At 71.4% G+C, this 23,535-nt stretch carries 23 protein-coding genes; 10 read left to right on the forward strand and 13 right to left on the reverse strand.

What is annotated here, in order from left to right:
- Nucleotides 1–129: 129 nt before the first annotated feature.
- Complete coding sequence (locus N4G70_RS25730) at nt 130–312, reverse strand: DUF6381 family protein (RefSeq protein ID WP_261715086.1); 183 nt, start codon at nt 310–312, stop codon at nt 130–132.
- A 184-nt stretch (nt 313–496) separates the two neighbouring features.
- On the opposite strand from N4G70_RS25730, the gene N4G70_RS25735 reads away from it, so the two are divergent.
- Nucleotides 497–727 carry a DUF6479 family protein gene (locus N4G70_RS25735; protein WP_261715087.1) on the forward strand — a complete coding sequence of 77 codons (231 nt, stop codon included), beginning with the start codon at nt 497–499 and terminating at the stop codon, nt 725–727.
- 161 nt (nt 728–888) lie between these two features.
- Nucleotides 889–1,215 carry a plasmid stabilization protein gene (locus tag N4G70_RS25740; protein WP_261715088.1) on the forward strand — a complete coding sequence of 109 codons (327 nt, stop codon included), beginning with the start codon at nt 889–891 and terminating at the stop codon, nt 1,213–1,215.
- A 7-nt stretch (nt 1,216–1,222) separates the two neighbouring features.
- Here N4G70_RS25740 and N4G70_RS25745 read toward each other — a convergent pair whose 3' ends face one another.
- Both N4G70_RS25745 and N4G70_RS25750 read right to left on the reverse strand, forming a co-directional pair.
- Nucleotides 1,223–2,095 carry a class II glutamine amidotransferase gene (locus N4G70_RS25745; RefSeq protein ID WP_261715089.1) on the reverse strand — a complete coding sequence of 291 codons (873 nt, stop codon included), beginning with the start codon at nt 2,093–2,095 and terminating at the stop codon, nt 1,223–1,225.
- An 87-nt stretch (nt 2,096–2,182) separates the two neighbouring features.
- Nucleotides 2,183–2,986: a VOC family protein gene (locus N4G70_RS25750; RefSeq protein ID WP_261715090.1), complete on the reverse strand. Its 804-nt coding sequence runs from the start codon at nt 2,984–2,986 to the stop codon at nt 2,183–2,185.
- 290 nt (nt 2,987–3,276) lie between these two features.
- Here N4G70_RS25750 and N4G70_RS25755 point away from each other — a divergent pair, with 290 nt between their 5' ends.
- Nucleotides 3,277–3,813, forward strand: a complete 537-nt coding sequence (locus N4G70_RS25755; protein ID WP_261715091.1) for an ATP-binding protein — start codon at nt 3,277–3,279, stop codon at nt 3,811–3,813.
- Nucleotides 3,814–3,889: 76 nt separating this feature from the next.
- Nucleotides 3,890–4,984, forward strand: a complete 1,095-nt coding sequence (locus tag N4G70_RS25760; protein WP_261715092.1) for a glutamate--cysteine ligase — start codon at nt 3,890–3,892, stop codon at nt 4,982–4,984.
- Nucleotides 4,985–5,200: 216 nt separating this feature from the next.
- Here N4G70_RS25760 and N4G70_RS25765 read toward each other — a convergent pair whose 3' ends face one another.
- Genes N4G70_RS25765 through N4G70_RS25785 form a run of 5 tightly spaced genes read right to left on the reverse strand, consistent with a single transcriptional unit; the run spans nt 5,201 to nt 13,015 of the window.
- Nucleotides 5,201–5,734, reverse strand: a complete 534-nt coding sequence (locus N4G70_RS25765; RefSeq protein ID WP_261715093.1) for a type 1 glutamine amidotransferase domain-containing protein — start codon at nt 5,732–5,734, stop codon at nt 5,201–5,203.
- 44 nt (nt 5,735–5,778) lie between these two features.
- A complete protein-coding gene (locus N4G70_RS25770; RefSeq protein WP_261715094.1) occupies nt 5,779–6,789 on the reverse strand; it encodes an SDR family oxidoreductase in 1,011 nt (336 codons plus the stop codon).
- A gap of 49 nt (nt 6,790–6,838) precedes the next feature.
- A complete protein-coding gene (locus N4G70_RS25775) occupies nt 6,839–7,966 on the reverse strand; it encodes an enolase C-terminal domain-like protein (protein ID WP_261715095.1) in 1,128 nt (375 codons plus the stop codon).
- Nucleotides 7,963–9,780: a thiamine pyrophosphate-requiring protein gene (locus tag N4G70_RS25780; protein WP_261715096.1), complete on the reverse strand. Its 1,818-nt coding sequence runs from the start codon at nt 9,778–9,780 to the stop codon at nt 7,963–7,965. The genes N4G70_RS25775 and N4G70_RS25780 overlap by 4 nt, the downstream gene beginning before the upstream one ends.
- Nucleotides 9,781–9,835: 55 nt before the next feature.
- Nucleotides 9,836–13,015: an FAD-binding and (Fe-S)-binding domain-containing protein gene (locus N4G70_RS25785; RefSeq protein WP_261715097.1), complete on the reverse strand. Its 3,180-nt coding sequence runs from the start codon at nt 13,013–13,015 to the stop codon at nt 9,836–9,838.
- Nucleotides 13,016–13,292: 277 nt separating this feature from the next.
- On the opposite strand from N4G70_RS25785, the gene N4G70_RS25790 reads away from it, so the two are divergent.
- Both N4G70_RS25790 and N4G70_RS25795 read left to right on the forward strand, forming a co-directional pair.
- Nucleotides 13,293–14,246, forward strand: coding sequence for an LLM class F420-dependent oxidoreductase (locus N4G70_RS25790; RefSeq protein WP_261715098.1), 954 nt, complete (start codon nt 13,293–13,295; stop codon nt 14,244–14,246).
- A gap of 35 nt (nt 14,247–14,281) precedes the next feature.
- A complete protein-coding gene (locus tag N4G70_RS25795; protein ID WP_261715099.1) occupies nt 14,282–14,479 on the forward strand; it encodes a hypothetical protein in 198 nt (65 codons plus the stop codon).
- A 107-nt stretch (nt 14,480–14,586) separates the two neighbouring features.
- Here N4G70_RS25795 and N4G70_RS25800 read toward each other — a convergent pair whose 3' ends face one another.
- Nucleotides 14,587–15,261: an HAD family hydrolase gene (locus N4G70_RS25800; RefSeq protein ID WP_261715100.1), complete on the reverse strand. Its 675-nt coding sequence runs from the start codon at nt 15,259–15,261 to the stop codon at nt 14,587–14,589.
- Between the two features lie 116 nt (nt 15,262–15,377).
- Entirely contained in the window at nt 15,378–15,596 is a 219-nt protein-coding gene (locus N4G70_RS25805) for a hypothetical protein (protein ID WP_261715101.1), read from the reverse strand.
- A 218-nt stretch (nt 15,597–15,814) separates the two neighbouring features.
- On the opposite strand from N4G70_RS25805, the gene N4G70_RS25810 reads away from it, so the two are divergent.
- The 4 genes from N4G70_RS25810 to N4G70_RS25825 all read left to right on the forward strand — a co-directional run bounded on the left by N4G70_RS25810 (nt 15,815) and on the right by N4G70_RS25825 (nt 17,934).
- Nucleotides 15,815–16,780: an LLM class F420-dependent oxidoreductase gene (locus N4G70_RS25810; protein WP_261715102.1), complete on the forward strand. Its 966-nt coding sequence runs from the start codon at nt 15,815–15,817 to the stop codon at nt 16,778–16,780.
- Nucleotides 16,781–16,806: 26 nt separating this feature from the next.
- Nucleotides 16,807–17,178 (forward strand): VOC family protein, encoded by a 372-nt coding sequence (locus N4G70_RS25815; RefSeq protein ID WP_261715103.1) that lies wholly within the window; start codon nt 16,807–16,809, stop codon nt 17,176–17,178.
- Between the two features lie 103 nt (nt 17,179–17,281).
- Nucleotides 17,282–17,674 (forward strand): hypothetical protein, encoded by a 393-nt coding sequence (locus tag N4G70_RS25820; RefSeq protein WP_261715104.1) that lies wholly within the window; start codon nt 17,282–17,284, stop codon nt 17,672–17,674.
- A gap of 104 nt (nt 17,675–17,778) precedes the next feature.
- Nucleotides 17,779–17,934, forward strand: a complete 156-nt coding sequence (locus N4G70_RS25825) for a DUF6131 family protein (RefSeq protein ID WP_261715105.1) — start codon at nt 17,779–17,781, stop codon at nt 17,932–17,934.
- A gap of 103 nt (nt 17,935–18,037) precedes the next feature.
- Here N4G70_RS25825 and N4G70_RS25830 read toward each other — a convergent pair whose 3' ends face one another.
- The 3 genes from N4G70_RS25830 to N4G70_RS25840 all read right to left on the reverse strand — a co-directional run bounded on the left by N4G70_RS25830 (nt 18,038) and on the right by N4G70_RS25840 (nt 23,184).
- Nucleotides 18,038–19,273 carry a PP2C family protein-serine/threonine phosphatase gene (locus N4G70_RS25830; RefSeq protein ID WP_261715106.1) on the reverse strand — a complete coding sequence of 412 codons (1,236 nt, stop codon included), beginning with the start codon at nt 19,271–19,273 and terminating at the stop codon, nt 18,038–18,040.
- A gap of 182 nt (nt 19,274–19,455) precedes the next feature.
- Complete coding sequence (locus tag N4G70_RS25835; protein WP_261715107.1) at nt 19,456–20,901, reverse strand: glyceraldehyde-3-phosphate dehydrogenase; 1,446 nt, start codon at nt 20,899–20,901, stop codon at nt 19,456–19,458.
- Nucleotides 20,902–20,976: 75 nt separating this feature from the next.
- A complete protein-coding gene (locus N4G70_RS25840; RefSeq protein WP_315904293.1) occupies nt 20,977–23,184 on the reverse strand; it encodes an RICIN domain-containing protein in 2,208 nt (735 codons plus the stop codon).
- Nucleotides 23,185–23,535 lie beyond the last annotated feature (351 nt).

Below are 23,535 nucleotides of genomic sequence, written 5' to 3' on the forward strand. Positions count from 1 at the left end.
GAGTCGTTGGCCCGGCACATGACGGGTACTGGTTGGCCGCGCGGGGACCTGCCCCCCCGGGGTGCTCCCCCGCGGCGTCGGCAGCGCGCCTCCGGAGTCTCAACTCCCTTGGCCCGCAAGCCTTTGCCCTCACATGGGGTCGATGCCGCCGCTTTCGCCCGTCATCCTGCTCTGCTCCTGGAGACGACGGGCCTTCTCCTTCAAACGCTGGCGCTCCGCCGGGTCCTCGGCGCGCTCCGCCGCCTGCTCCAGCTGCTCCGCCTTCTGCCGCATCTGCTGGACCCGGGCACCGAACTCGTCTGCGACGCTCATGATCACTCCTGGGAAATCGGGGGATGGATCGGGGGATACAGATGCCTCCAGAAGAACAGCGGTCCGCCACCCTCGCATCCCGGATCGTCACACGGTGTCATCGCGCGGGGCGGCCCGGGCCCAAGCGTCCGAAGTCGTACGAGACCGTGTGTCAGGTCCGCCGCGCAGGGGGTAGGCGCACGTCATGACCAGTTTCGCTGCTTCGCAGACCCTCGCTGCGGCCTCCACGTCCTGGCTGTTCACGGGCGTGGGCGTCGTCATCGTCGCCGTACTGATCGGGGCCTTCTGGTTCGGGAGCCGCCGCGCCACCCGTAAGCCGATGCCTCCGCAGGAGCCGCAGCCCCGGGCGAATTCCTGGCAGCCGCCCGAGGCGTCCCAGGGTTCGGACCGCACCGACCCGGACCACCGCGTATAGCGGCCCCTCCCCCGCCCGGCGGTCCTGATGTCGCGGTCCGTGACGTGCGGGAGTCAACTGACGGATGGGCCACGGCCCACGCGCGAGGCGGCGCCCAGCCGTACTCGCCCGGTCCGCGCCGAACCGGACGGGCCGGGACACCGAAGACGAGGAGAGACACCATGCCGGCAGGTTCGAGCCCCAAGCGGGAGCGCCAGTACGAGCACATCAAGGAGAGCGCCGAGGACCGCGGCGCCTCGGCCAAGCGCGCCAAGGAGATCGCCGCGCGGACGGTCAACAAGGAACGCGCCCGCTCCGGCGAGTCCAAGACCGCGAGCAAGACCTCGACGCGGGACAAGAAGTCGGCGTACGAGCGCGGCGGCGAGCGTTCCCACAGCGGTTCGCAGGGGCCGACGAAGGACCAGCTCTACGAGGAGGCCAAGAAGCGCAACATCGACGGCCGCTCGACGATGAACAAGCAGGAACTGCGCAAGGCCCTGGGGCGCTGAGGGGACCTCAGCCGCCCGCGGTCTGCGAGTGGGCCGCGCGGCCGGAGAGGTCGCTGAGCCGGAGCGGGTCGACCGGCGGGTCCGCGAGGACCACGCGCCGGTCGGCCCGGCCGCCGGTCGTGACGTGGAGCAGTTCCCCGGGCTCCATCAGGCGCCAGTCGGGGTGCTCGTCCATGGGCTCGCTGGCGACGACGGTCGCCGGGGCGTCGGCGAGGTCTCCGGAGTGGACGCGCATCCGGCCGCCGCTTCCGCTGTGGTCCAGATGGCGGGCGCCGTGCGGGCCGCCGGGCTCACGCTCCAGCACGTACAGCTCGTGCGTGTCGGGGTAGCGCAGGGCCCACAGCTCGTCAGGGGTGGTGAGCACGAAGTTGAGGGCGTAGACGGGCAGATGACCGGCGATCCAGCGCGTCGCGCGCTCGATGCCCGCCCCGATGTCTCCTCGTGCGTCCCGGATCTCGCGGGTGATCAGCGCGAACACCCGCTCGGTGTCCGTCTCCCCCGCCACCAGGGCCAGATCCGGCCCCAAGTGGGCTTCCAGGGCGGGCAGTCCCTCCACGACCCCGTTGTGCGCGAACAGCCGCCCGTCCTGCTGGAACGGGTGGGTGTTGGGAGCGGTGAGGCTGCCGGTCGAGGCGAGCCGGATGTGCGCGAGGAAGGTGGCCGAGCAGACCCGGCGGGCTTCGCGCGCGAAGTCGCGGTCGGCGTAGGCGGCATCGGGAGCCTTGCGGACCTGGGGCGTGCCGTCCGGGTCGAAGTAGCCGAGGCCGGTGCCGTCCGGGTCGCGGTGGCTCTGCGCCGCGAGGCTGTCGGGGGCGTCGAGCAGCCAGAAGGTGGCGTGGCTGCGGCGCGGGGCGCTGCTCAGTCCGAACAGACGGCACATCCTTGCCACCTCCATGCTGCGGCATCGGCCATGACCCGGCCCGGGCATCGTGCCGCGTCGCGGGTGCGAGCGCAACGCGGCTGAGGGCTATCCCCGCGTGTTGAGGGTGAAGGTGGCGCCGTCGGGGTCGCTCAGGCGGACCCAGGGTCCGGTGGGCGAGACGCCGTCGGCCAGCACGGTGGCGCCGTGCGCCCGCGCCTTCTCGGCGTCGGCGTGCGGGTCCGCGACGGTGAAGTGGGTGTGCCAGTGCGGCCGCAGACTCGGGTCGGGGGCGGCCTCCACCGCGCCCGAGGTGAGCCGGGCGACGACATGTCCGGCGTGGCGCAGGACGACCTCGTCGTGTTCGTAGCGCACATCGCAGCAGCCGGGCCGGTCGCACGCCCAGTCCAGGACCTCCCCGTAGAAGATCGCCGCGTCGAACGCGTCGCGGGTCTGCAACCGGGTCCACACCGGCGCGGTGTCCCGCCACTGTTCCCACTCGGGAACCAAAGGGCCCTGCCACAGGCCGAACACGGCGCCGTCCCGGTCGGCGGCCAGCGCCCCGCGCCCGGTGTGCAGCGCGACCGGGCCCACCGCCACCGTGCCGCCGCGCTCCCGGATGCGGCTCGCGGTGACGTCCGCGTCCTCCACCGCGAAGTACGGGGTCCACGCCACCGCCACCTGAAGTGCCGGGGCCAGCGCGCCGATTCCGGCGATCGGCACCCCGTCCGCGAGCGCGATCCGGAACTGTTCGCCCAGCGCCCCCGACCGGAACGTCCACCCCAGCACGGCACCGTAGAAGTCCTGCGTGGCGCGCAGGTCCCGGGCCATCAGGCTCACCCAGCACGGCGCCCCGAACACCGGTGCTCCGGAGCCGAGTCGGGCGGTGGAGTTCGTCGTGGGGGGCGTCAAGAAGGGCCTCGTTCCAGGAGGGGGCGACAGATACGGGTCGTGGACCATCCACTATCCCGCCGGCGGGCCGTCGCTGCCTCTCGGCGGGACGGCGGCGCGCGGCGCGGGGTCGATCGCCCCCAACCCACCGTGGCGCCCGGGGCGGGGGTGCTTCGTGTTGCGGATGCGGCCGTACGGGTCATGCTGGAGGAATCCGCGCTGTGCTCACCTGGCTACTTTTAGTAGCCCTTGCGTGGTTTGCGGACGCGGGAGTGGCCGGCGAGCCGCTCCCGCCGACAAGGGAGCCGTAAGTGGTCACCATCGACAGTCCCCGCCAGTACACCCTGAGCCTGCACGCGACGCCGGCCCGCATTCCGCAGGTCCGGCGCATCGTCGCCGCTCATCTGCGCCACTGGCGGTTGGAGAACATCCTTCAGCCCGTCAGCCTCGGCGTGTGCGAACTGCTCACCAATGTTCACCGCCATACCGAGGGTGACGGCAGTTGCGTCCTCGAACTGCGCTGGGCGCGTGGGCAGTTCGCCACTTCCGTCGCCGACGGCGACCCGCGACTGCCCCGCCTCCAGGGGCCCCAGCCGTTCGCGGAACGCGGTCGCGGCCTCGCCCTCGTCGCCCACCTCAGCGACAGCTGGGGCACCCACACCACGCCTGACGGCAAGGTCGTCTGGTTCACCCTGACCGCCCAGCCCCAGGCGATGCGCCCGCTGCGCCCCCTCCCCCCGACGCCCACCCTCAGCACGACGGTGAGCGCTCCGGTCCTGGTCGACTTCGACCTGCGGGCCCACGCGCACCCGCTGCGGACCGGGGCGCGCCTGCTCAGCGACGCCTGATGTCCGGCCCCGCCCCGCAGCGGAGGCCGCCCCTCCGTGCCGGGCGGGGGCGCCCCCCAGCGGATACGCTCGCCTCATGATCACCATGGGGGTCGAAGAAGAGTATGTGCTGGTCGACCCCGCCTCGGGCCGGCCCACGCCGCTGTCCGAGGAAGTGCGGGCGGCCGCCGGGCTCGGGCCGCTGGTGCAGGAGCGCGAGGTGCAGCCCGAACTGCTCCAGGCCCAGGTCGAGGTCGCCACACCGGTGTGTTCGACCCTGGACGAGGTGGGCGGCCATCTGCTGCGGCTGCGGCACGCACTCGGCACCGCCGCCGAGCGGTACGGCTGCCGGCTCGCTGCGACGGCGGCGGCCCCGGTGACCGGGGTCTCCCCCGCCCTGGTCACCCGGGAACCCCGGTACCAGGCGTTGCGCGTGCAGGCCCCCCAGTTGGTGGACGAGCAGTTCATCAACGGCATGCACGTCCACGTCGGGATGCCGGACCGGGAGGTCGGCGTGGCCGTCCTCAACCGGATCCGCGCCTGGCTGCCGACACTGCTCGCGATGTCGGCCAACTCCCCGCTCTGGCAGGGCCGGGACACCGGTTTCGCGAGCTGGCGCACCCTGGTCTTCAGCCGCTGGCCGGTCTGCGGCCTGCCGCCCCGGTTCTCCGGTGCCGGGGACTACGACCGGCGCATCAAGGCCCTGATCGAGTCCGGGGCCATCGCCGACACCGGCCAGCTCTACTGGCACGCGCGCCTGTCCGAGCGCTATCCCACCCTGGAAGTGCGGTGCCTGGACGTGCAGTTGAGGGCGGACGACGCGGTGATGTTCGCGGGCATCGTACGGGCGCTTGCGGCCACCGCCCTGCGCGAGCAGAAGAGCGGCGAGCCCGAGCCGCAGTGCCCGCCGGAACTCCTCCAGGCCTCGATCTGGCATGCCGCCCGCCATGGCCTCGGCGGCACCCTGATCGATGCGGCGGGGAGCCCGCGCACCGCCGGCGACACCCTGTGCCGGCTCAGCCGGCACATCGCTCAGGCCCTCGAAGCAGCCGGCGACGACCGGGAGGTCGGCGCCCTCATGCACCGCCTCCTGCGCCAGGGCAACGGCGCGGACCGCCAGCGCAAGGCGCTGGCCGACGGTGGGATGCCGGCCCTGCTGGACCTCATCACCACCGAGGCCACCGCCCCTTGAGCGCCCCGCCCCGTAACCGCTCGGGGCGGTTTCGGGCGGCGCCGGCGGCTGTTGGTCCCAACCCGTCCGGCGCCTTCGTTCCTTCGTACGCAAGGAACGTGCTTCCGAACTACCACGGGATGCCCAGAGGAAACCTCTGCCCCCTACATATAAAAGGCACCCCGCGCGGCGGGGTGCCTTTAGTCGGCCGCACGGCCCGGGGGGCCGCCGGGTCCGTCAGGAGGTGAGCTCGCCGACGAGGGCCTCGCCGAACGCCTTCAGGTCGTCCGGCTTGCGGCTGGTGATCAGGGTGTTGGGGCCCGACGTGCACACCTTGACCTGCTCGTCGACCCAGGTGCCGCCCGCGTTGGTGATGTCGGTGCGCAGGCTCGGCCAGGAGGTGAGGGTGCGCCCGCGCAGCACATCGGCCTCGACGAGCGTCCAGGGGGCGTGGCAGATGGCCGCGACGGGCTTGCCCAGGTCGAAGAAGCCCTTCACGAAGGCGACCGCGTCCTCGTCCATCCGCAGCGCGTCCGGGTTGGCGACACCGCCCGGCAGCACCAGGGCGTCGTAGTCGTCCGGGCGGGCCTCGCCGACGGTGCGGTCCACCGCGAAGGTGTCGGCCTTGTCGAGGTGGTTGAAGGCCTGGACGCGCCCCGACTCGGGGGAGACCAGTTCCGGGGTGTGGCCCGCGTCGGCCACGGCCTTCCACGGGTCGGTCAGCTCGACCTGCTCGATGCCTTCCTTCGCCACGAGAAATGCCACCTTCATGACGTCGCTCCTTTCATGTGCACCGCGCTGTTCGCGGTGGGGGTTCAGGTTGTGTCGCGGTACCGGCGCACCGCCCAGGCCGCCGTGGCCAGCGCGCCCAGGGCGGTGCCGGCGGCCAGCACGGGGTGGTGGGCCGTCATGGCCTGGTACGAGCGGGAGTGGGCCTGCTCGTCGAAGATGCCGTGCGCGCCGTGGTCCTCGTCCGGTGTCCGGTCCAGGGGCTGCCACAGATTGCCCCGGGAGGACTCCGGCGCCATCTCCTCGCGCTGCTGCGAGCCGTATCCGGTGCGGGCCAGATAGCGGTCGAGGAGCGCGGGCACGAAGCGGTTGGCCCACACGGTGGCGACCGTGGAGGCGCCGACGTAGTACTGCTTGCGCCGGGGGTGGTCGGCGGCGAACAGAACGGCCCGCGCGGCGACTTCGGGCTGGTAGATGGGTGGGACGGGTTGTGGATGCCCGGGTAGTCGCGAACGCACCCAGGAGAACTGGGGCGTGTTGACGGCCGGCATCTGGACGACAGTGATGCGTACATGGCTCTTGTTGTGGAGGAGTTCGGTGCGCACGGACGAGGTGAATCCGTTGACGGCGTGCTTGGCTCCGCAGTAGGCGGACTGCAGCGGAATGGATCGCTCCCCCAGCGCGGAGCCCACTTGCACGATGGTGCCCCGGTCGCGGGGAAGCATGCGCGCGAGTGCGGTACGCGTGCCGTGCACGAAGCCGAGGTAGCTCACGTCGGTGACGCGCCGGAACTCGTCCGCGGAGATCTCCGTGAAGGGCGCGAACACCGAGGTGAAGGCGACGTTGACCCAGACGTCGATGGGCCCGAAGGTCGCCTCGGCGGCTTCGGCGGCCTTCTCGACCTGCTCGGGGTCGGCTACATCGACCGGCAGCGCGAGGGCGCGCCCGCCCAGTTCCTCGACCTCCGCGGCGGCCGCGTCGAGCCCGGCCTCGCCCCGGGCCAGCAGGACGACATGGGCTCCGCGCTCGGCGAACAGGCGGGCGGTGGCACGGCCGATTCCGGCGCTCGCTCCGGTGATGACGACGGTCTCGGGCATGGCGTTCCTTTCGGGACACGACGGTGGGCGGCGTGCTCTCGCCACCGGATCAGGCGGTGCGGTGGGGTTCGGCGTCGGCGCTCCTGAGCGTCAGTCCGTGGCCCGGTGATCCATCGGCCCCAGGACTGATGTGACCCCCCTCGGGGTCCAACGTGCCGTCGAACCACCGGGATTCGAGGCGGACGTGGTCGTGGAACCACTCCAGATGGCGCAGGTTGGGCACGGCGGCAGCGGCCGCCGCGTGCGCGTGCGGGGCGCAGTGGCCGGAGATGTCCAGGCCGAACGCCTCGGCGAGGGCGGCAGCGCGCAGCCAGACGGTGAGGCCGCCGCAGCGGGTCGCGTCCGCCTGGAGGCAGTCGACGGCGCCGGCCCGCAGCATGTGCCCGAAGTAGGCCAGGGTGTAGCCGTACTCGCCGGCGGCCACGTCCACGGCGGTGGCGGATCTGACCCGGATGAGGCCGTCGAGGTCGTCCGAGGAGACGGGTTCCTCGAACCAGCGGACGTCGTGGTCGTCGAGGAAGCGGGCCACCCGCACGGCCTGTTTGACGGTGTAGCCGCCGTTCGCGTCGACGTACAGCTCGGTGGCGTCGCCGATGCTCGCGCGGGCCTTGGTGACGCGGTCCCGGTCGCGGTGCTCGGCGCGCCCCCACGACTCGCCGATCTTGATCTTGACGCGGGGGATGCCCTGCTCCTCGACCCAGTGCCGCAGCTGCCGTTCCTGGCGCCGGTCGTCATAGGTGGTGAAGCCGCCGCTCCCGTACACCGGCACCTGTGGGCGGGCCCGCCCGAGCAGCTGGGTCAGAGGGACGCCGAGGAGGCGGGCCTTGAGGTCCCACAGGGCGATGTCCACGGCGGAGATGGCGCCGGCCACCAGGCCCGGGCGCCCGTCGTTGCGCACGGCCCGGGTCATCGCCTCGTTCGCGCCCGGTACGTCCCAGGCGGAGCGGGCGGTGACGACGGGGGCCAGGTGGCCGCGGACGTACGCCGCCGTCTCGGGCGCCCCATAGGTGTAGCCGAGTCCGGTGGTGGTGCCGGAGCGGACATGGACCACCACCAGGGTGGTCTTGGCCCACTCCAGCGTGCCGTCGGCCTCGGGGGTGTCGGTGGCCAGGGTGTAGGCGGCCGCCTCGACCTCGTCGACCGAGGGCACGTCACCGGGCGCGGCGGGCCTCGTCACTCGTGGTCGCCGCCGTCCGGGTGGCGGTGGCGGGTGCCGGGGAGCATCTCCTGCACCTTGGCCTTCAGGCCCTGCCGGATCATGCCGGTGCGGTCGCTGTCGCCCTTGAGGACGGAGGCGGCCGCGGCCTCGATCTGGTCGAGCGAGGCGTGCGGGGGGATCGGCGGCACGGCCGGGTCGGTCCGGAAGTCCAGGACGAACGGCCGGGTCGCGGCCAGCGCCTGCCGCCACGCGCCCTCGACGTCGTCGGGCTTCTCCACGCGTACGCCGTCGAGGCCGATGGAGCGGGCGAAGTCGGCGTACGCGATGTCGGGCAGCGACTGGGAGGGCAGGAACTGGGGGGCGCCGGACATGGCGCGCATCTCCCAGGTGACCTGGTTGAGGTCCTGGTTGTTGAGGACCGCGACGATGAGCTGCGGGTTGCTCCAGTCCTGCCAGTACTTGGCCGCGGTGATCAGTTCGGCGAGCCCGTTCATCTGCATGGCCCCGTCGCCCACGATCGCGATGGCCGGGCGCTCGGGATGGGCGAACTTGGCGCCGATCACATAGGGGACGCCCGGCCCCATGGTGGCGAGCGTGCCCGACAGCGAACCGCGCATCGAGCCGCGCATCCGCAGATGGCGGGCGTACCAGTTGGCGGCGGAACCGGAGTCGGCGGCCAGGATCACGTCGTCGGGGAGCAGCGCGTCCAGGGCGTGCACCACGTACTCGGGGTTGATGGGTTCGGCGTCCACCGCGGCCCGCCGCTCCATCACCTCCCACCAGCGCGCGGTGTCCTTCTCGATCTTCTTGCGCCACTTGCCGTGCTTCTTGCGCGTCAGGAGCGGCAGGAGCCGCTTGAGGGTCTCGGCGGAGTCGCCGACGAGGTTGACCTCGAAGGGGTAGCGCAGGCCGATCATCTGCGGGTCGATGTCGATCTGCACCGCGCGGGCCTGGTCGAGTTCGGGCATGAACTGCGTGTAGGGGAAGCTCGATCCGATGACGAGCAGGGTGTCGCAGTCCTGCATCATCTCGTAGCTGGGCCGGGTGCCTAGCAGACCGATGGAGCCCGTCACATACGGCAGGTCGTCGGGCAGCGCGTCCTTGCCGAGGAGGGCCTTGGCCACGCCGGCGCCGAGCACGTCGGCGATCTGCTCGACCTCGACGCGGGCGCCGCGGGCACCCTGGCCGATGAGGATGGCGACCTTCTCGCCGGCGTTGAGCACCTCGGCGGCGCGGGCGATGTCGTCGTCCGCGGGGACGGGCGCGTAGGAGGCCATGCCGAGGCTGGAGGGCACCATCTTGAAGGCGTGCTGCGGCGGCGAGTAGTCGAGTTCCTGCACATCGGCGGGGATGATGACGGCGGTCACCGTGCGCTGGGCGCGTGCGATGCGCATCGCACGGTCGATGACGTTCGGGAGTTGCTCGGGGACGGTGACCATCTCGCAGTAGGCGCCGGCCACGTCCTTGTAGAGGCTCAGCAGGTCGACTTCCTGCTGGTAGGAGCCGCCCATGGCGCTGCGGTTGGTCTGGCCGACGATCGCGACGACCGGCACGTGGTCGAGCTTGGCGTCGTAGAGGCCGTTGAGCAGGTGGATGGCACCCGGTCCGGAGGTGGCCGCGCACACGCCGACCCGGCCGGAGAACTTGGCGTAGCCGACCGCTTCGAAGGCGGCCATCTCCTCGTGCCGGGCCTGCACGAAGACGGGCTTGTTCTCGGCGCGTCCCCAGGCGGCGAGCAGGCCGTTGATGCCGTCGCCGGGGTAGGCGAAGACGTGCTCGACGTCCCATTCGCGCAGCCGCTGAAGGACGTAGTCGGAGACTTTGATCGACACGGGAGGCAGCCTTCTTTCGTTTCGCTGGGGAGGGGGTCGCGGTAGTCCTCGGGGCTCACCCGCGCCGTCGTCGGGTCCAGGCGTAGAGACCGAGCGCGGCGCCGCCGAGCGCAAGACCGGCCGCCGTGGCGGCCCGGCGTGCGTCGGTGGCCGACGGTTCGGGGCGGTCGGCGAGCTTCTCCGGGTGGTCGGCGGGCAGCGGCCCGTCGAGCCCGAGCGCCAGCGCCTCGGCCAGGTGCAGGGCGCGGCGGCCGGTGCTGCCCTGCTCGATCTGGGTGCGGCAGCTGAATCCGTCGGCGACGACCAGGGTGCTGGGGGCGGCCGCGCGGACCGCCGGCAGCACGCCCAGTTCACCGATGTTCATGGACACCTCGTAATGGCCCTGCTCGAAACCGAAGTTGCCGGCCAGACCGCAGCAGCCCTCGTCCAGGACGTCGGCGTCCAGGCCCATGCGCCGCATCAGTTCGCGGTCGGCGTCGTCCTTGAGGACGGCGTGCTGGTGGCAGTGGGTCTGAACGAGAGCCGTGCGAGCCAGAGTTGGCGGTTCCCAGTCCTTCGGGGCCCGGTCGAGCAGGAACTCGGCGAGGGTCCGGAACTGGTGGGTGAGCCGCTGGACGTCCTCGTCCTGCGGCATCAGTTCGGGGGCGTCGGCGCGGAAGACGGCCGTGCACGACGGTTCGAGCCCGACGATGGGCGTGCCCGCCTCGATCCACGGACGCAGTACGTCCAGGGTATGGCGCAACACGCGCCGCGCGGTGGTGAGTTGACCGGTGGAGATCCAGGTGAGGCCGCAGCACACGGCCCGGGTGGGCACCGCGACACGGAATCCGGCGCTCTCCAGGACCCGTACCGCCGACTTGGCGACAGCGGGGTGGAAGTACGTGGAGAACGTGTCGGGCCACAGCACCACGGTCCGCTCGTCCGCCGGGTCCGGTTCGGGCAGACCGCGCGAGGACCACCACTGGACGAACGACTCCTCGGCGAAGGCCGGCGCCTCCCGCTCGGGTGCGACCCCGGCGATCCGCTTGCCGAGCCCGGCGACGTACGGCGCGTGCGCGAGGGCGTTGACGGCCCGGGGGGCGAGCCGGGACAGCCGGGCCCACAGGGGCAGCCAGCCCATCGAGTAATGCGCGGCCGGGCGCGGGCGGTGGGCGTAGTGGTGGGCGAGGAACTCGGCCTTGTAGGTGGCCATGTCGACACCGGTGGGGCAGTCGGACTTGCAGCCCTTGCAGGCCAGGCACAGGTCGAGGGCGTCGTTGACCTCGGTGGAGCGCCAGCCGCCGGTGACGGGTGAGTCGGTGTGCCCGCCCAGCATCTCGAACAGGAGCCGGGACCGGCCGCGCGTGGAGTGCTCCTCCTCGCCCGTGGCGCGGTAGGAGGGACACATGACGCCGCCGGAGTGGGTGCGGCAGTTGCCGATCCCCACGCAGCGCAGCACCGCTTCGTTGAAGGAGCCGTGGTCGTCCGGGTAGGCGAAGTGGGTGTCGTGCTCCTGGGGCCGCCAGCGTGGGCCGAGCCGCAGGTCCTCGTCGCTGCGGTACGGCCTGACGACCTTTCCCGGGTTCATCCGCTCCGCCGGGTCGAACAGCGCCTTGACCTCGCCGAAGGCGGCCACCAGCGGTTCGCCGAACATCCGGACCAGTAGTTCGCCCCGGCCCTGTCCGTCCCCGTGCTCCCCCGACAGCGAGCCACCGAAGGACGCCACCAAGTCGGCCGCGCGGAACAGGAATTGGCGGAAGGCGGCCACCCCTTCGGCGGTCTTCAGGCCGAACGGGATCCGGGTGTGGACGCAGCCCTGCCCGAAGTGCCCGTACAGGGACGGGTGGTCGTAGTCGAACTCCTCGAACAGCTTCTTCAGGGCCCGCAGGTAGTCGCCCAGGCGCTCCGGCGGTACGGCCGAGTCCTCCCAGCCTTCCCACGTCTCCCGTTCGTCGGGCGGCCGGGCGGTCACGCCGAGTCCGGCCTCGCGGGCCTTGAGCATCTCCTGCTCGCGCGTGGTGTCGTCGGAGAACGCCACGGACGCGTCCTTCTCGTCCCGGCCGATCGCGCGGAGCAGGGCGTGGGCGGCGCCGTCGACCTCGTCCTGGCTGTCGCCGGTGAACTGCACGAGCAGCCAGCTCTCGCCCTCGGGAAAGCTGTCCAGGGACGCGAGGTAGGCGTGCTCCTCGCGCATGAGCTGCGCCATCCGCCCGTCCAGCGCCTCCAGTTGGGCCGGGGCGCTGTGTTCGAGCAGGCGCGGCACATCGTCGGCGGCGGCGCAGATGTCCGGGTAGCCGAGAACCAGGATGGCGTCGTACGGCGGCACGGGCACGAGGTCCAGCTCGGCACGGAGCACCGTCACCAGCGTGCCCTCGCTGCCGACCAGGGCGCGCGCCAGGTCGAAGCCGTTCTCCGGGAGCAGCGAGTCCAGGTTGTAACCGGACACCCGGCGGGGGATCTTGGGGTAGCCGCGCCTGATCTCTGCCAGCTCGCGGTCGACGATGTCCCTGAGGCCCTGGTAGATATCCGCGCGCCGGCCGCCCTCGGCGACGATGGCCTCGAACTCCTCGGCGGTGGTCGGGCCGACCCACATGCGCACGCCGTCGTAGGTGAGCACTTCGAGCCGTCGTACGTTGTCGACGGTCTTGCCGTAGGCCTGGGCGGAGGCGCCGCAGGAGTTGTTTCCGATCATGCCGCCGAGCGCGCAGTGGCTGTGGGTCGAGGGCTTGGGGCCGAACTTCAGCCTGTGCGGCGCGAGTTGACGGTTGAGCTCGTCCAGGACGAGGCCGGGCTCCACCACACAGGTGCGCTGCCCGGGGTCGACCGAGACGAGGGCGTCGCAGTACTTCGTCCAGTCGATGACGACCGCGGTGTTGGTGCACTGGCCCGCCAGGCTGGTCCCTCCGCCGCGCGAGAGGACCGGGGCGCCGAACTCCGCGCACACCGCGACCGCCTCGACGGCGGCGTCGACGGAGCGGGGCACGACCACCCCGATGGGGACCTGCCGGTAGTTGGAGCCGTCCGTGCTGTAGGCCCCGCGGCTCCCGGCGTCGAACCGCACCTCCCCGTCGACCCGCTCGGTCAGGGCGCGTTCTAGGGCTGCCGTGTCGAGAGGGGCGCGGTCGGGAGCGGCCGTGCCGCGAGAGGCGCGGTCGGGAGCGTCGGGAACGGCCGGGTCGGGAGCGGCCCCTTCGAGGTCCGCCGCCCGTCCGGGCAGGCCTCGCCCGTGGCCGGCCGGGGCGGGGCTTTCGGCCATGCGCATCACTCCCTCTCGTTCCGCTGCCGCTCCCCCTCCGCGCTCCGCCAGTACCCCTGAGCCGGGTGCCGACACCCTTCTTACGGCTACCCGAGGTCGGCCCGGCCCGCCACTCGGCCGTCCTCGCGTGCGGGGGCCCCCGGCCGCACCTAGGGTGACTGGGGAAGGGGGCCCAGTGGCGCCGGATTCGGGACCTCTGGGCGGTTTCCCCGTGCGTACTTCGGCCACCCGGAGGGGACGCGGACGCGTCGCGTCCACCCCCCGTGAGGAGTCCCCCATGACGCAGTACGGCTACTTCCTGTCCAGCGAGGAACACACCCCCGCCGAGCTGGTGGAGCAGGCCAGGATGGCGGAGCAGGCCGGTTTCACCTCGCTGTGGATCTCCGACCACTACCACCCCTGGAACGGCGAGCAGGGCCAGAGCCCGTTCGTCTGGTCGGTGATCGGCGCGCTGTCGCAGGCGGTGTCCCTGCCCGTGGAGACCGCCGTGACGTGCCCCATCATCCGCACGCACCCGGCCGTCCTCGCCCAGGCCGCGGCCACCAGCGCCGTGCAGCTCGGCGGGCGGTTCCGGCTCGGGATCGGCAGCGGCGAGGCCCTCAACGAGCACATCCTGGGCGACCCCTGGCCGGAGGCCGCCGTCCGCCTCGAGATGATGGAGGAGGCCGTCCGGGTCATGCGGCTGCTCTTCACCGGCGAGCAGGTCAGCCACCACGGCAAGCACTACACGGTCGAGAACGCCCGCCTGTACACCGTTCCGGACGAGCCCGTGCCCATCGACGTCTCCGCCTTCGGACCGCTGGCCGCGGAGGTCGCGGGCCGCATCGGGGACGGGTTCATCACCATGTCGCCCGACGTGACCTCGATCGAACGCTTCCGGCGCAGCGGCGGCGGCACCAAACCGGTGATGGCAGGGCTCAAGGTCTGCTGGGGCACCGACGAGGAGGAGGCGGTGCGTACCGCGCACCGGCTGTGGGCCAACGAGCAGTTGCCCGGCGAGCTGCCCCAGATCCTGCCCACCCCCAGCCACTTCGAGCAGGCCTCCGAGCTGGTCACCGCCGACCGGGTCCGCGAGAACGTCACCTGCGGACCGGACCCGGACGCTCATGTCGCGGCCGTCAAGGGGTATGTGGACGCCGGGTTCGACACCGTCTACATCAACCAGATCGGCAAGGACCAGCAGGGGTTCTTCGACTTCTACCGCACCAAGGTGCTGCCGCAGCTCGACTGAGGAACCCCGTCACAGCACGCGAACCAGGGAGTGACATGACCCACCCGCACCAGCAGGACAACGACTCTTCCGCGTCCCACGCCGACACGGCCCTCGACGAGGTCCTCAAGGAGTTCGAGGACGCGGAGACGCGCGACCCCAAGCAGACGGCACGCGAGGACGCCCACGACGGCGAGGCCGGGGACGCGCTGACGCCGAACGAAGAGGCTCAGGAAGAGGCGGCCGACGACTGACCGGGGCGGGGAACGCCTGTCGGGGGTCCGGTCCCGGGAGAGCCGGGACCGGACCCCCGACAGGCGTTCACCCGGGAACGGGGCTCATCGGCCGCCCACTTGAGGGGTCATTCCCCGCGCTCCATCTGGGCGAAGATGCTGGTGTCCAGTTGGGAGAGCAGCTCGGCGGGGTCCCCGTACACGGCGAGCGCCCCGGCCTCTTCGAGGTCCGCGCGGGCGATTCCTCCGGTGAGCAGCGCCACCGCGCGCACGCCCGCCGCCCCGGCGGCCTTCATGTCCCAGACCGTGTCTCCGACGAACACCGCGTCCCCCGCTTCGGCCTCGGCGAGCTCCAGGGCCCGGTGGACCGGGTCGGGGGCGGGCTTTCCCTCGTTCACGTCGTCCGCGCTGGCCACGCCCGCGATGACGTCGTCCGCGTCGATGGCGCGGCGCAGCGCCTTCAGTTCGGGGCCGCCCGCCGAGGTGGCCAGGACGATGCGCCAGTCCCGCGCGGACAGTTCTCGCAGCAGTCTGCGGGCTCCGTCCAGGGAGGGCAGCCGCTCGAAGTAGGTTCCGTACAGGGAGGTGTGCGCGGCGCTCAGCGTCTCGTCCTCGTCCTGGTCGCGGTCCTTGCCGAGGAGATGCTCGATGAGGTCGTCCGAGCCGAGCCCGATGGCGCGGTGGATGTCGTGCATCGTCACCTCGTGCCCCGCTTGGCGGAACGCCTCCCACCAGGTGACCACGTGCAGATGGTTGGTGTCGACGAGGGTGCCGTCGACGTCGAACAGTGCCGCACGTGCCATGCGTCCAGGCCTTTCGTTACGTGTTCATTTGCGTTCGTCGCGTCCTGCCGGGTCCCGCTGCACTGCCGATCATGCCGTCATTCGCGGCGCGCTACATCCGGGGAGCCGGGGCGGACTCAGGCCGCGTGGCGGCCCCGGGCGGCGGTGCTCCTGTGTGGCCGCGCCTTGTGCCGGGCCCCTGTCTCGGCCTCCGGCAGGTCCGGCACGGCGACCAGATGGCGCCCCCGTGGCTCCTCGACGGGTTCGCTCCCGCCGAGCACGCGTTCTTCGTACCGGGCCAGCGCCAGGACGACGAGCAGCATCAGGTTGGGCAGGAATACGGCGACGAGGACCACGACGACTCCTAGCAGGGAAGACCCTTCTGTGGACTCGGGTTGCCCGGCCCAAGGTCCCGAAACCTGCCGGGCGAAGGTCATCCGCGCGGTGCATCCTGACCGCGTACGCGGAACGGATGGCCGCGTACGTGACAGCACAGCGGGTACCCGGCGAGTCGTCGGCCGCCCGACAGGACGGCCGGAGGTTTTGGCCGCAGCGGATCGGCAATGGGTGAATTATGGTGCAAATCGGCTACACGATGATGACCGAGCAGGCAGGCCCCCGCGCCCTCGTCGAGGACGTGGTCGCGGCCGAGCGTGCGGGCTTCGACTTCTCCGTCACCTCCGACCACTACTTCCCCTGGCTCGAGTCCCAGGGGCACGCCCCGTACGCCTGGAGCGTGCTGGGCGCGGCGGCGCAGGCGACCAGTCGGATCCCGCTCATGACGTATGTGACCTGTCCGACGATCCGGTACCACCCGGCCGTCGTGGCGCAGAAGGCGGCCACGATGCAGCTCCTGTCCGAAGGGCGCTTCCGGCTCGGCCTGGGCTCCGGCGAGAACCTCAACGAGCATGTGACGGGCGCCGGTTGGCCCTCCCCCCAGGTACGCCTCGACATGCTCGAAGAGGCCGTCACCGTGATCCGGGCGCTGTTCGAGGGCGGCACGGTCAACCACCAGGGCGAGTACTTCGACGTGCAGAACGCGCGGCTGTGGGACCTGCCGGACGAGCTGCCGCCGATCGGCGTCGCCGTCTCCGGCGAGCGCTCCTGCGCGCTGGCCGGACGCCTCGCCGATCTGGTGATCGCCACCGAGCCCAAGAAGAAGCTGGTCGACTCCTTCGACCGGCACGGCGGCCAGGGCAAGCCCCGCGTCGGGCAGTTGCCCGTCTGCTTCGACACCGACCGGGACGCGGCGATCGCCCGTGCCCACGACCAGTTCCGCTGGGCGATGGGCGGCTGGCCGGTCAACTCCGAACTGCCGGGCCCCTCGGGCTTCGAGGGCGCGACGAGCTTCGTCAAGCCCGAGGACGTGGCGGACGCCATCCCGTGCGGCGACGACGTCTCGGCGTTCGTCGAGGCCGTACGCCCCTATGTCGAGGCCGGCTTCACCGAGGTCGCCCTCGTCCAGGTCGGCGGCGACCACCAGCGTCCCTTCATCGACTGGGCCGAGAAGAAGCTGCTTCCGGCCCTGCGCGAACTGTGAACGACCACGGCCCACAGGAGACCGGCATGCCCATCGCAACGTACTGCCTCGTGGCCCTCGACTGTCCCGACCCCGAGGCGCTGGCCGCGTTCTACGCCGCGGTCCTCGGCGGGGAGGTGAAGAACGACGGCGAGGACTGGTACGACCTGTACGCCCCCGGAGGGCACCGCATCTCCTTCCAGCGGGCGCCGGGTCTGACCCCGCCGGAGTGGCCGCGCGGGGACCGCAACTCCCAGCAGCTGCACCTGGACTTCGACGTCCAGGACATCGACGCGGCCGAGCAGCAGGTCCTCTCGCTGGGGGCGACCCCCCTCGACCTCGACGACCGGGGCGGCGAGCGCAACTTCCGGGTGTACGCCGACCCGGCCGGCCACCCCTTCTGCCTCTGCCGGGCATGACGCCGTATCCCCCGAGGAACCGGCCGGCCCTCCCCTGACGGCCGCGTTCCTCCCCCGGCCCGTCAGGACGACCGGCCACCGAGCCAGAAGCACGGAGAACAGCGTGAACGACTCAACTTCCCCCGCCTCCCCGAAGGCCCAAGCCGACTCCCCCGACCTGGTGCAGGTCATGCTCGCGGAGTGCTCCCCCGCCGACGCGGACGCGGTCTTCGAGGTCCTCGGCACCCACTTCACCTCCGACCGCGCCGACGTCGTGCCGCACCGCGACGAAGGACCCCGGCCCGCCGCCTGGACCGGCAGCTTCTGTGTCGACCACGCGCCGGACGGGGTCGAGGGGGTACTGCTTTCCGGGCCTGTCTCCGCAGAGCTCCAGGGCGGTCCGGTGGCGGTCGAGCGGCTGCGAAAGACCCTGGCCGCCGCCTTCTCCGTCGAAGCGGCGGGCACCTCGGCCGGCGACCAGGAGGTCGACGTCCAGCTCCGTCTGACGAACGCCTAACGGGCCCCGCGCGGGTTCACCCCGTACTGAACAGGCCCGGATGGGGCGTACGGACCTACTCTGGTACCAGGAGCGGGAACCCTTCCACGAGAGCGGAGGACATCATGCTCGTCCTCGGAGTCATCCTGCTGGTCGTCGGTTTTGTGACCGGCATTTCCATCCTCTGGACCATCGGCATCATCCTCGTCGTCATCGGCGCCATCCTGTGGCTCCTGGGATCCGTGGGTCACGCGGTCGGTGGACGGCGGCACTACTGGTAACGGCCCGCAGCGGGAGCCCTTGATCCAAGGGCTCCCCTGGGCCGACGGATCGCGCCCCGGAGGCGTGCCCGCTCGTGAGGGGCACGCCGCCGGGGCGCCCGCGTCACAGCGCGATGACGATCAGCGCCGTGTCGTCGGTGGCCCCGCCGGACGGCAACAGATCGGCCAGGACGGCGTCCGCGAGGGACTCCGGATCGGCGCCCTGGTGACGGACGAGGGAGTCCGCGAGCCGCTGGAGGCCGGTGTCGATGTCCTCGTCGCGGCGCTCGACCAGGCCGTCCGTGTAGAGGACCAGGCTCGCCCCCTCCGTGAAGGCGATGGAGGCCTGGGGGCGCGCCACGGGTTCGGGACGCGCGCCCAGCGGTGGGTCCGTCGCCCGGTCGAGGAACGTCACCGTCGCGTCCGTACCCAGGAGCGCCGCGGGCAGATGGCCCGCGCTGCTGTACGCCAAGGTGTGATCGGCCCAGTCGATGACGGTCGAGAAGACGGTGGTGGACTCGGCGCCGTCCACGAAGCGGGCGTACAGGCCGAGGACGTCGAGCGCGCTGGCGGGCCCCTCGGCCACCCGGGAGGCGGCGCTCAGGGCGCTGCGCAGCTGACCCATGACGCCGGCCGCGGCGAGCCCGTGCCCGACGACGTCCCCGACCGCGACCGCGAGCCGGTCCCCGGGCAGCTCGGCCAGGTCGTACCAGTCGCCGCACACGTTCAGGGCGCCGGTGGCCGGCCGGTAGCGCACGGCGGCGCGGTGCCCTCCCAGTGGCGCGGGCGCGGGCAGCATCGCGGCCTGTAGGGACAGGGCCACTTCGTGCTCGCGGTCGTGCGCCTGGCGGAGCTGCTCGTTGACCTCCTGCAACTCCCTGGCCCGGCTGTACAGCTCGGCCTCCAGGACCTGGGCCCGCTCGCCGTCCACCGTGCCGTTCCGGCCGCGCGCCCGGATGAGCTCGGTGACCTCCTCGACCCGGTGCAGCACCAGGACCACCCGGCCGTCCGCGTCGAACACGGGGGTGTTGACCGCGCTCCAGTACCGCTCCTCCCAGACGCCGGGCCTGGCGGGGTCCTCCACGTCGTAGCGCTGGAGCGCCATGGAGTCGCGCTCGCCGGTGGCCGCAACCCGGCGCAGCGAGGCGCCCAGATTGCGCACCCCGTTCGCGCCGGGGTCGCCGGGGTTCTCGGGGAAGGCGTCGAAGAGGTAGCTGCCGATCAGCTCGTCCCGGGTGCGGCCCGTCGTGCTCAGATAGACCGGGTTGGCGTCGGCGTATACGAGGTCGGGGGTCAGCAGGGCCACCGGCGCGGGCAGCCGGCGGAACACCGCCTCGTAGTCGATGCCGGACCCGTTCACGATGCACCTGCCCGAGCGACGCCTCTTCGATCTCGTGCTGCTTCTCCTGCTTCGATCCAGTGCTCTTCACGATAGGCGGCGTCGCCGGAACGAGCCCGCCGAGCGGCCTCGCGGGCGACATGCCGGGAGGGCGACCCGATGCCGCGCATCGAATCGCCCTCCGGGTCCCCGGGTGGGTGCGGTCAGAGCACCGGCACCGGGTAGGTCGGGTACTCGACGCCCGAGACGTGCTGGACGACGCGGATGACCTGGCAGGAGTAGCCGAACTCGTTGTCGTACCAGAGGTAGAGGATCGCGTTGTCGCCGTCGACCTTGGTGGCGCCCGCGTCGACGATCGAGGCGTGCCGCGAGCCGATGAAGTCGCTGGAGACCGCGTCGGGGGCGGTGGTGAAGTCGATCTGGCGCTTCAGGGGCGAGGTCAGCGACACGTTCCGCAGGTAGTCGAGGACCTCCTCACGGGTGGTCTCGCGCCCGAGCCGCAGGCTGAGGATGGCGATGGAGACGTCCGGCACCGGCACACGGATCGAGCTGCCGCTGATGGGGGCCTTGAGGTCGGGCAGCGCCTTGGCCACGGCCGAGGCGGCACCCGTCTCCGTCATCACCATGTTGAGCGGCGCCGAACGGCCCCGGCGGTCCGCGCTGTGGTAGTTGTCCAGCAGGTTCTGGTCGTTGGTGAACGAGTGGACGGTCTCCACGTGGCCGCGCAGAACGCCGTACTCGTCCGCCATCGCCTTGAGCGGCGGGACGATCGCGTTGGTGGTGCAGGAGGCGCAGGACAGGATCTGCTCGTCCGGCTTGATGGTGTCGTGGTTGACGCCGTGGACGATGTTGGGGACGTCGCCCTTGCCCGGAGCCGTCAGGACGACCTTGTCGATGCCGGGGCGCAGGTGCTTGGAGAGCCCCTCACGGTCGCGCCACTTGCCCGTGTTGTCGATGAGGATGGCGTTCTTGATGCCGTACGCCGTGTAGTCGATCTCCGAGGGGGCGCCCGCGTAGATCACCTTGATCTCGTTGCCATTGGCGATGATCTTGTTGTTCGCCTCGTCGACGGTGATCGTGCCCTGGAACTGGCCGTGGATGGAGTCGCGGCGCAGCAGCGAGGCGCGCTTGACGATGTCCTGGTCCCCGCCCTGGCGGACGACGATGGCCCGCAGCCGCAGACCGTTGCCGGAGCCCGCCTTCTCGATGAGGAGGCGGGCCACGAGGCGGCCGATGCGGCCGAAGCCGTAGAGGACGACGTCGCGCGGCTCGCGGCGCTCGATCTTGTTCGCCCCGGTGGCGCCGACGACCGCGTCCGCGGTGAACTCCGCGACCGACAGGCCGCGGTCATCCGTCTTGTACGTCGCGGCGAGCATGCCGATGTCGATCTGGGAAGGGCCGAGATCGAGGGTGGTCAGAGCCTGGAGGAAGGGCAGCGTCTCGGTGACCGAGAGCTCCTCGCCGGCTATCTGGCGGGCGAATCGGTGGGTCTTCAGAAGGCTGACCACCGACTTGTTCACCAAGGAGCGGCTGTGCAGCAGGACCGTCACGTCCCGCTCGCGGTGCAGCTTCCCGATGATGGGGATCATCGACTCCGCGATCTCCTCGCGGTGCTTCCAGTTGGTGAACGAGTCGTCATTGACAGTCACGGGTTCATCTTTCGAGCTAGGCGGCGCTCATATGCTAACCCCCCTCAGATTTTGATCGTTCAAGTGGTCTCCCGGTCAGCCCAGTGCCCAGCGCTGGAGGGCCGATCCCGTGCCGGGCTGCTGCGTGACCAGGGCTCCGTCGGTGCCCGAGGCGGTGGTGAGCAGCAGTCCGCTGGATTTCGAGGCGAGGGTGTAACCCCCTCCGGGCGCCGCGGTGATCACCCAGTGCTGGTTGGCGCCACCGGTGCAGGCCCACTGGATCACCTTGGCCCCGGCCGCGGTGGAGCCCCCGCTCACATCGGCGCACAGCTTCGACTCGGCGTTCATGATCTGGTAGCCGCCGTCGGGCTGCCGGGTCAGGATCCAGTTCTGGTTGCTTCCTCCATTGGGACTCCAGGTGATGAGCTGGGTGCCCTGGGTCGTCGAGTGGTTGGGGTCGTCGAGGGACTTGCCGGAGGCCGTCAGGGTGTGGGTGCCGTCGAGCGGTCCGCCGGGCGCCGCGCCCGTGGGAGTCAGGGTGAGGGTCTGCTCGCTCGCGCCCCGGGAGCCGCCGACCGCCCCGCCCGTGGTGTCGGTCCAGGTGCGGGTCGGCGTGGTCTCGGCGAGCCGGCCGTCCTTGGCGGACAGGCCGAGGACCAGGCCGCTGTAGCGGTTGACCAGACGGTAGGACCCGGTGGCGGCCACCGGCACGATGAACCACTGCTGTCCGACCGTGGGGCCGCCCGCACCGGCCGGGGTCACCGTGGGCTTCGCACCCCAGGCGCGCCCGGCCCTGGAGGTGGCGGGAACGCCGAGCAGGCCGCCGGTGGAGGCGTTGGCGATGCGGTACGAGCCGTCGCCGCCGGAGGTGAACACCCAGGATTCCAGGGCCGATCCGGTGGCCCCGGCACCCGAGGTGGTGCCGGCGGCGCCCGCCACCTGCGCCAGGACCCGGCCGTCACCGTTGCCGATCCGGTAGGACCTGCTCAGGTCGAAGGGGGGTGCCGCGGGCGTGGAGGAGTCCACCGTGACGTCCACGTACTCGCCGTCGGCCCCGCCCTGGCAGTCGATGGAGCAGTAGGAGCGGAAGGTCCTGCCGACGATGGTGGAGTTGGTGCGGTTGGCTCCGTCGAGGAACCAGCGGTACCAGGAGTTGTTGGTGTAGCCGCCGGTGTCGCCGATCAGGTGCCACTTCTGGCTCGCAAGGTCGTCGGTGGCGTAGAAGCGCTGCGGCGCCGTGCCGTTCACGGCCTCGGGCTCTCCGATGTACAGGCCGAGGTGGGCGTCGTAGGCGATGTTCATGACGAACAGCGGTGATTTCGGCGGCAGTTGGCCCGCCGCTATCTGCTGGCTCACGGTGCCGGGGTTGGCCGGGTCGTAGTCCCCCGCGACCGGCGTGTAGCCGGTGGCGCTCGACGCGTCGACGGGCACCATGTTGCTCTCGAGACCGCCCACGCCGGGCTGCGTCCAGTGGCCGTCGTACCACTTCTGCCAGGAGCCACGGGCCATCTTCGAGGAGATCGGCGCCCGGGCCACGTGCGCGAGGCTGTCCTGCCAGTTGCCTCCCTTCGCGACGATGCGCGACCCGTAATAGACGTAGAAATAGCCCGACTTGGTGTCGGCGAACAGGCGCTGGTCGCCGTCTCCGTAGGAGTACGTCTCGTGCGGGAACTGCGTGGTGTCGCCGCGTCGGGTGCTGTACGGCGAGGTGATCGCGTGGTCCTTGATGGTCCAGGTCCGGCCCTGGTTCTTCGACACCGCGTAGTCGATGGCGTCGAAGTGGATGCCGTCGTTGAAGGGCGCCGGGGTGAACTCGTTGTGCACCAGGCCGTACCAGTCACCGGTGTCCGGGTCGACCCACACCCCCGACAGGTCGCAGTAGTTCTTCTGCGAGTAGCCGGCGTTGCCGACCGCGTACGTCGCCTCCCGGCCGGTCGGGCTGTTGTTGCAGCGCCAGGTGGTGTCGTTGTTCTTGTCCTGGGCGTTGGCGGGATCGACCGCGTCGCTGATCGCGCCCGACCGCGCGGCGCTGTCCATGTCGGCGCCTGTGAAGAACTCCCAGTACCGGGGGTCCTTGGCCCCGTAGAGGGCGGCGGACTGCTGGAAGTAGAACGTGCCGTCCTTGTCGATGTACGTCGAGGCCGGGGTGTCCGTCGGGTGGGCGTACGGCACGGGTGATCCGACGCCGATCGTGTATCCGGTGTCGGGGGATGCCGCGGCCGCCGGGGGCGCGACGGTGGCGGCCAGCGCCAGAGCGGCGGCGCCGACGGCCGCGGCGGCCGCTCTGAGGGCGGTGGAGGACACGGGCACTCCTTCGGTGGGGGCTCCACGGGTGTGGGGCGGTGACCGGTGCTCGGCGGTGGCGTCGCCGACCGCGTGCTGGGCAGTCTGTGCAGCGGGCGAGCCACCGTCCACGGACATCCGTCCGGCGGGCTTGGACTTTTGTCGGCGCCCCCCGCCGAGCCGAAACCGCAGGCCCGGGGCCCGCACGAGGTCCCCGGACGCGGGCCACCCGCAGGGATGCCGACTGAATATGCCAGATGCATACACGGGTGCAAGGAGCGGGAATGCGCCATCGAAAACTGACCCGGGGCCAATGAATTAGCGAGCCCCGGGACGCTTCCCTAAAAGGCACGGAACAATATATTCCGGGCG

This window comes from Streptomyces sp. ASQP_92, assembly GCF_025399895.1.
Classification (GTDB): Bacteria; Actinomycetota; Actinomycetes; order Streptomycetales; family Streptomycetaceae; genus Streptomyces.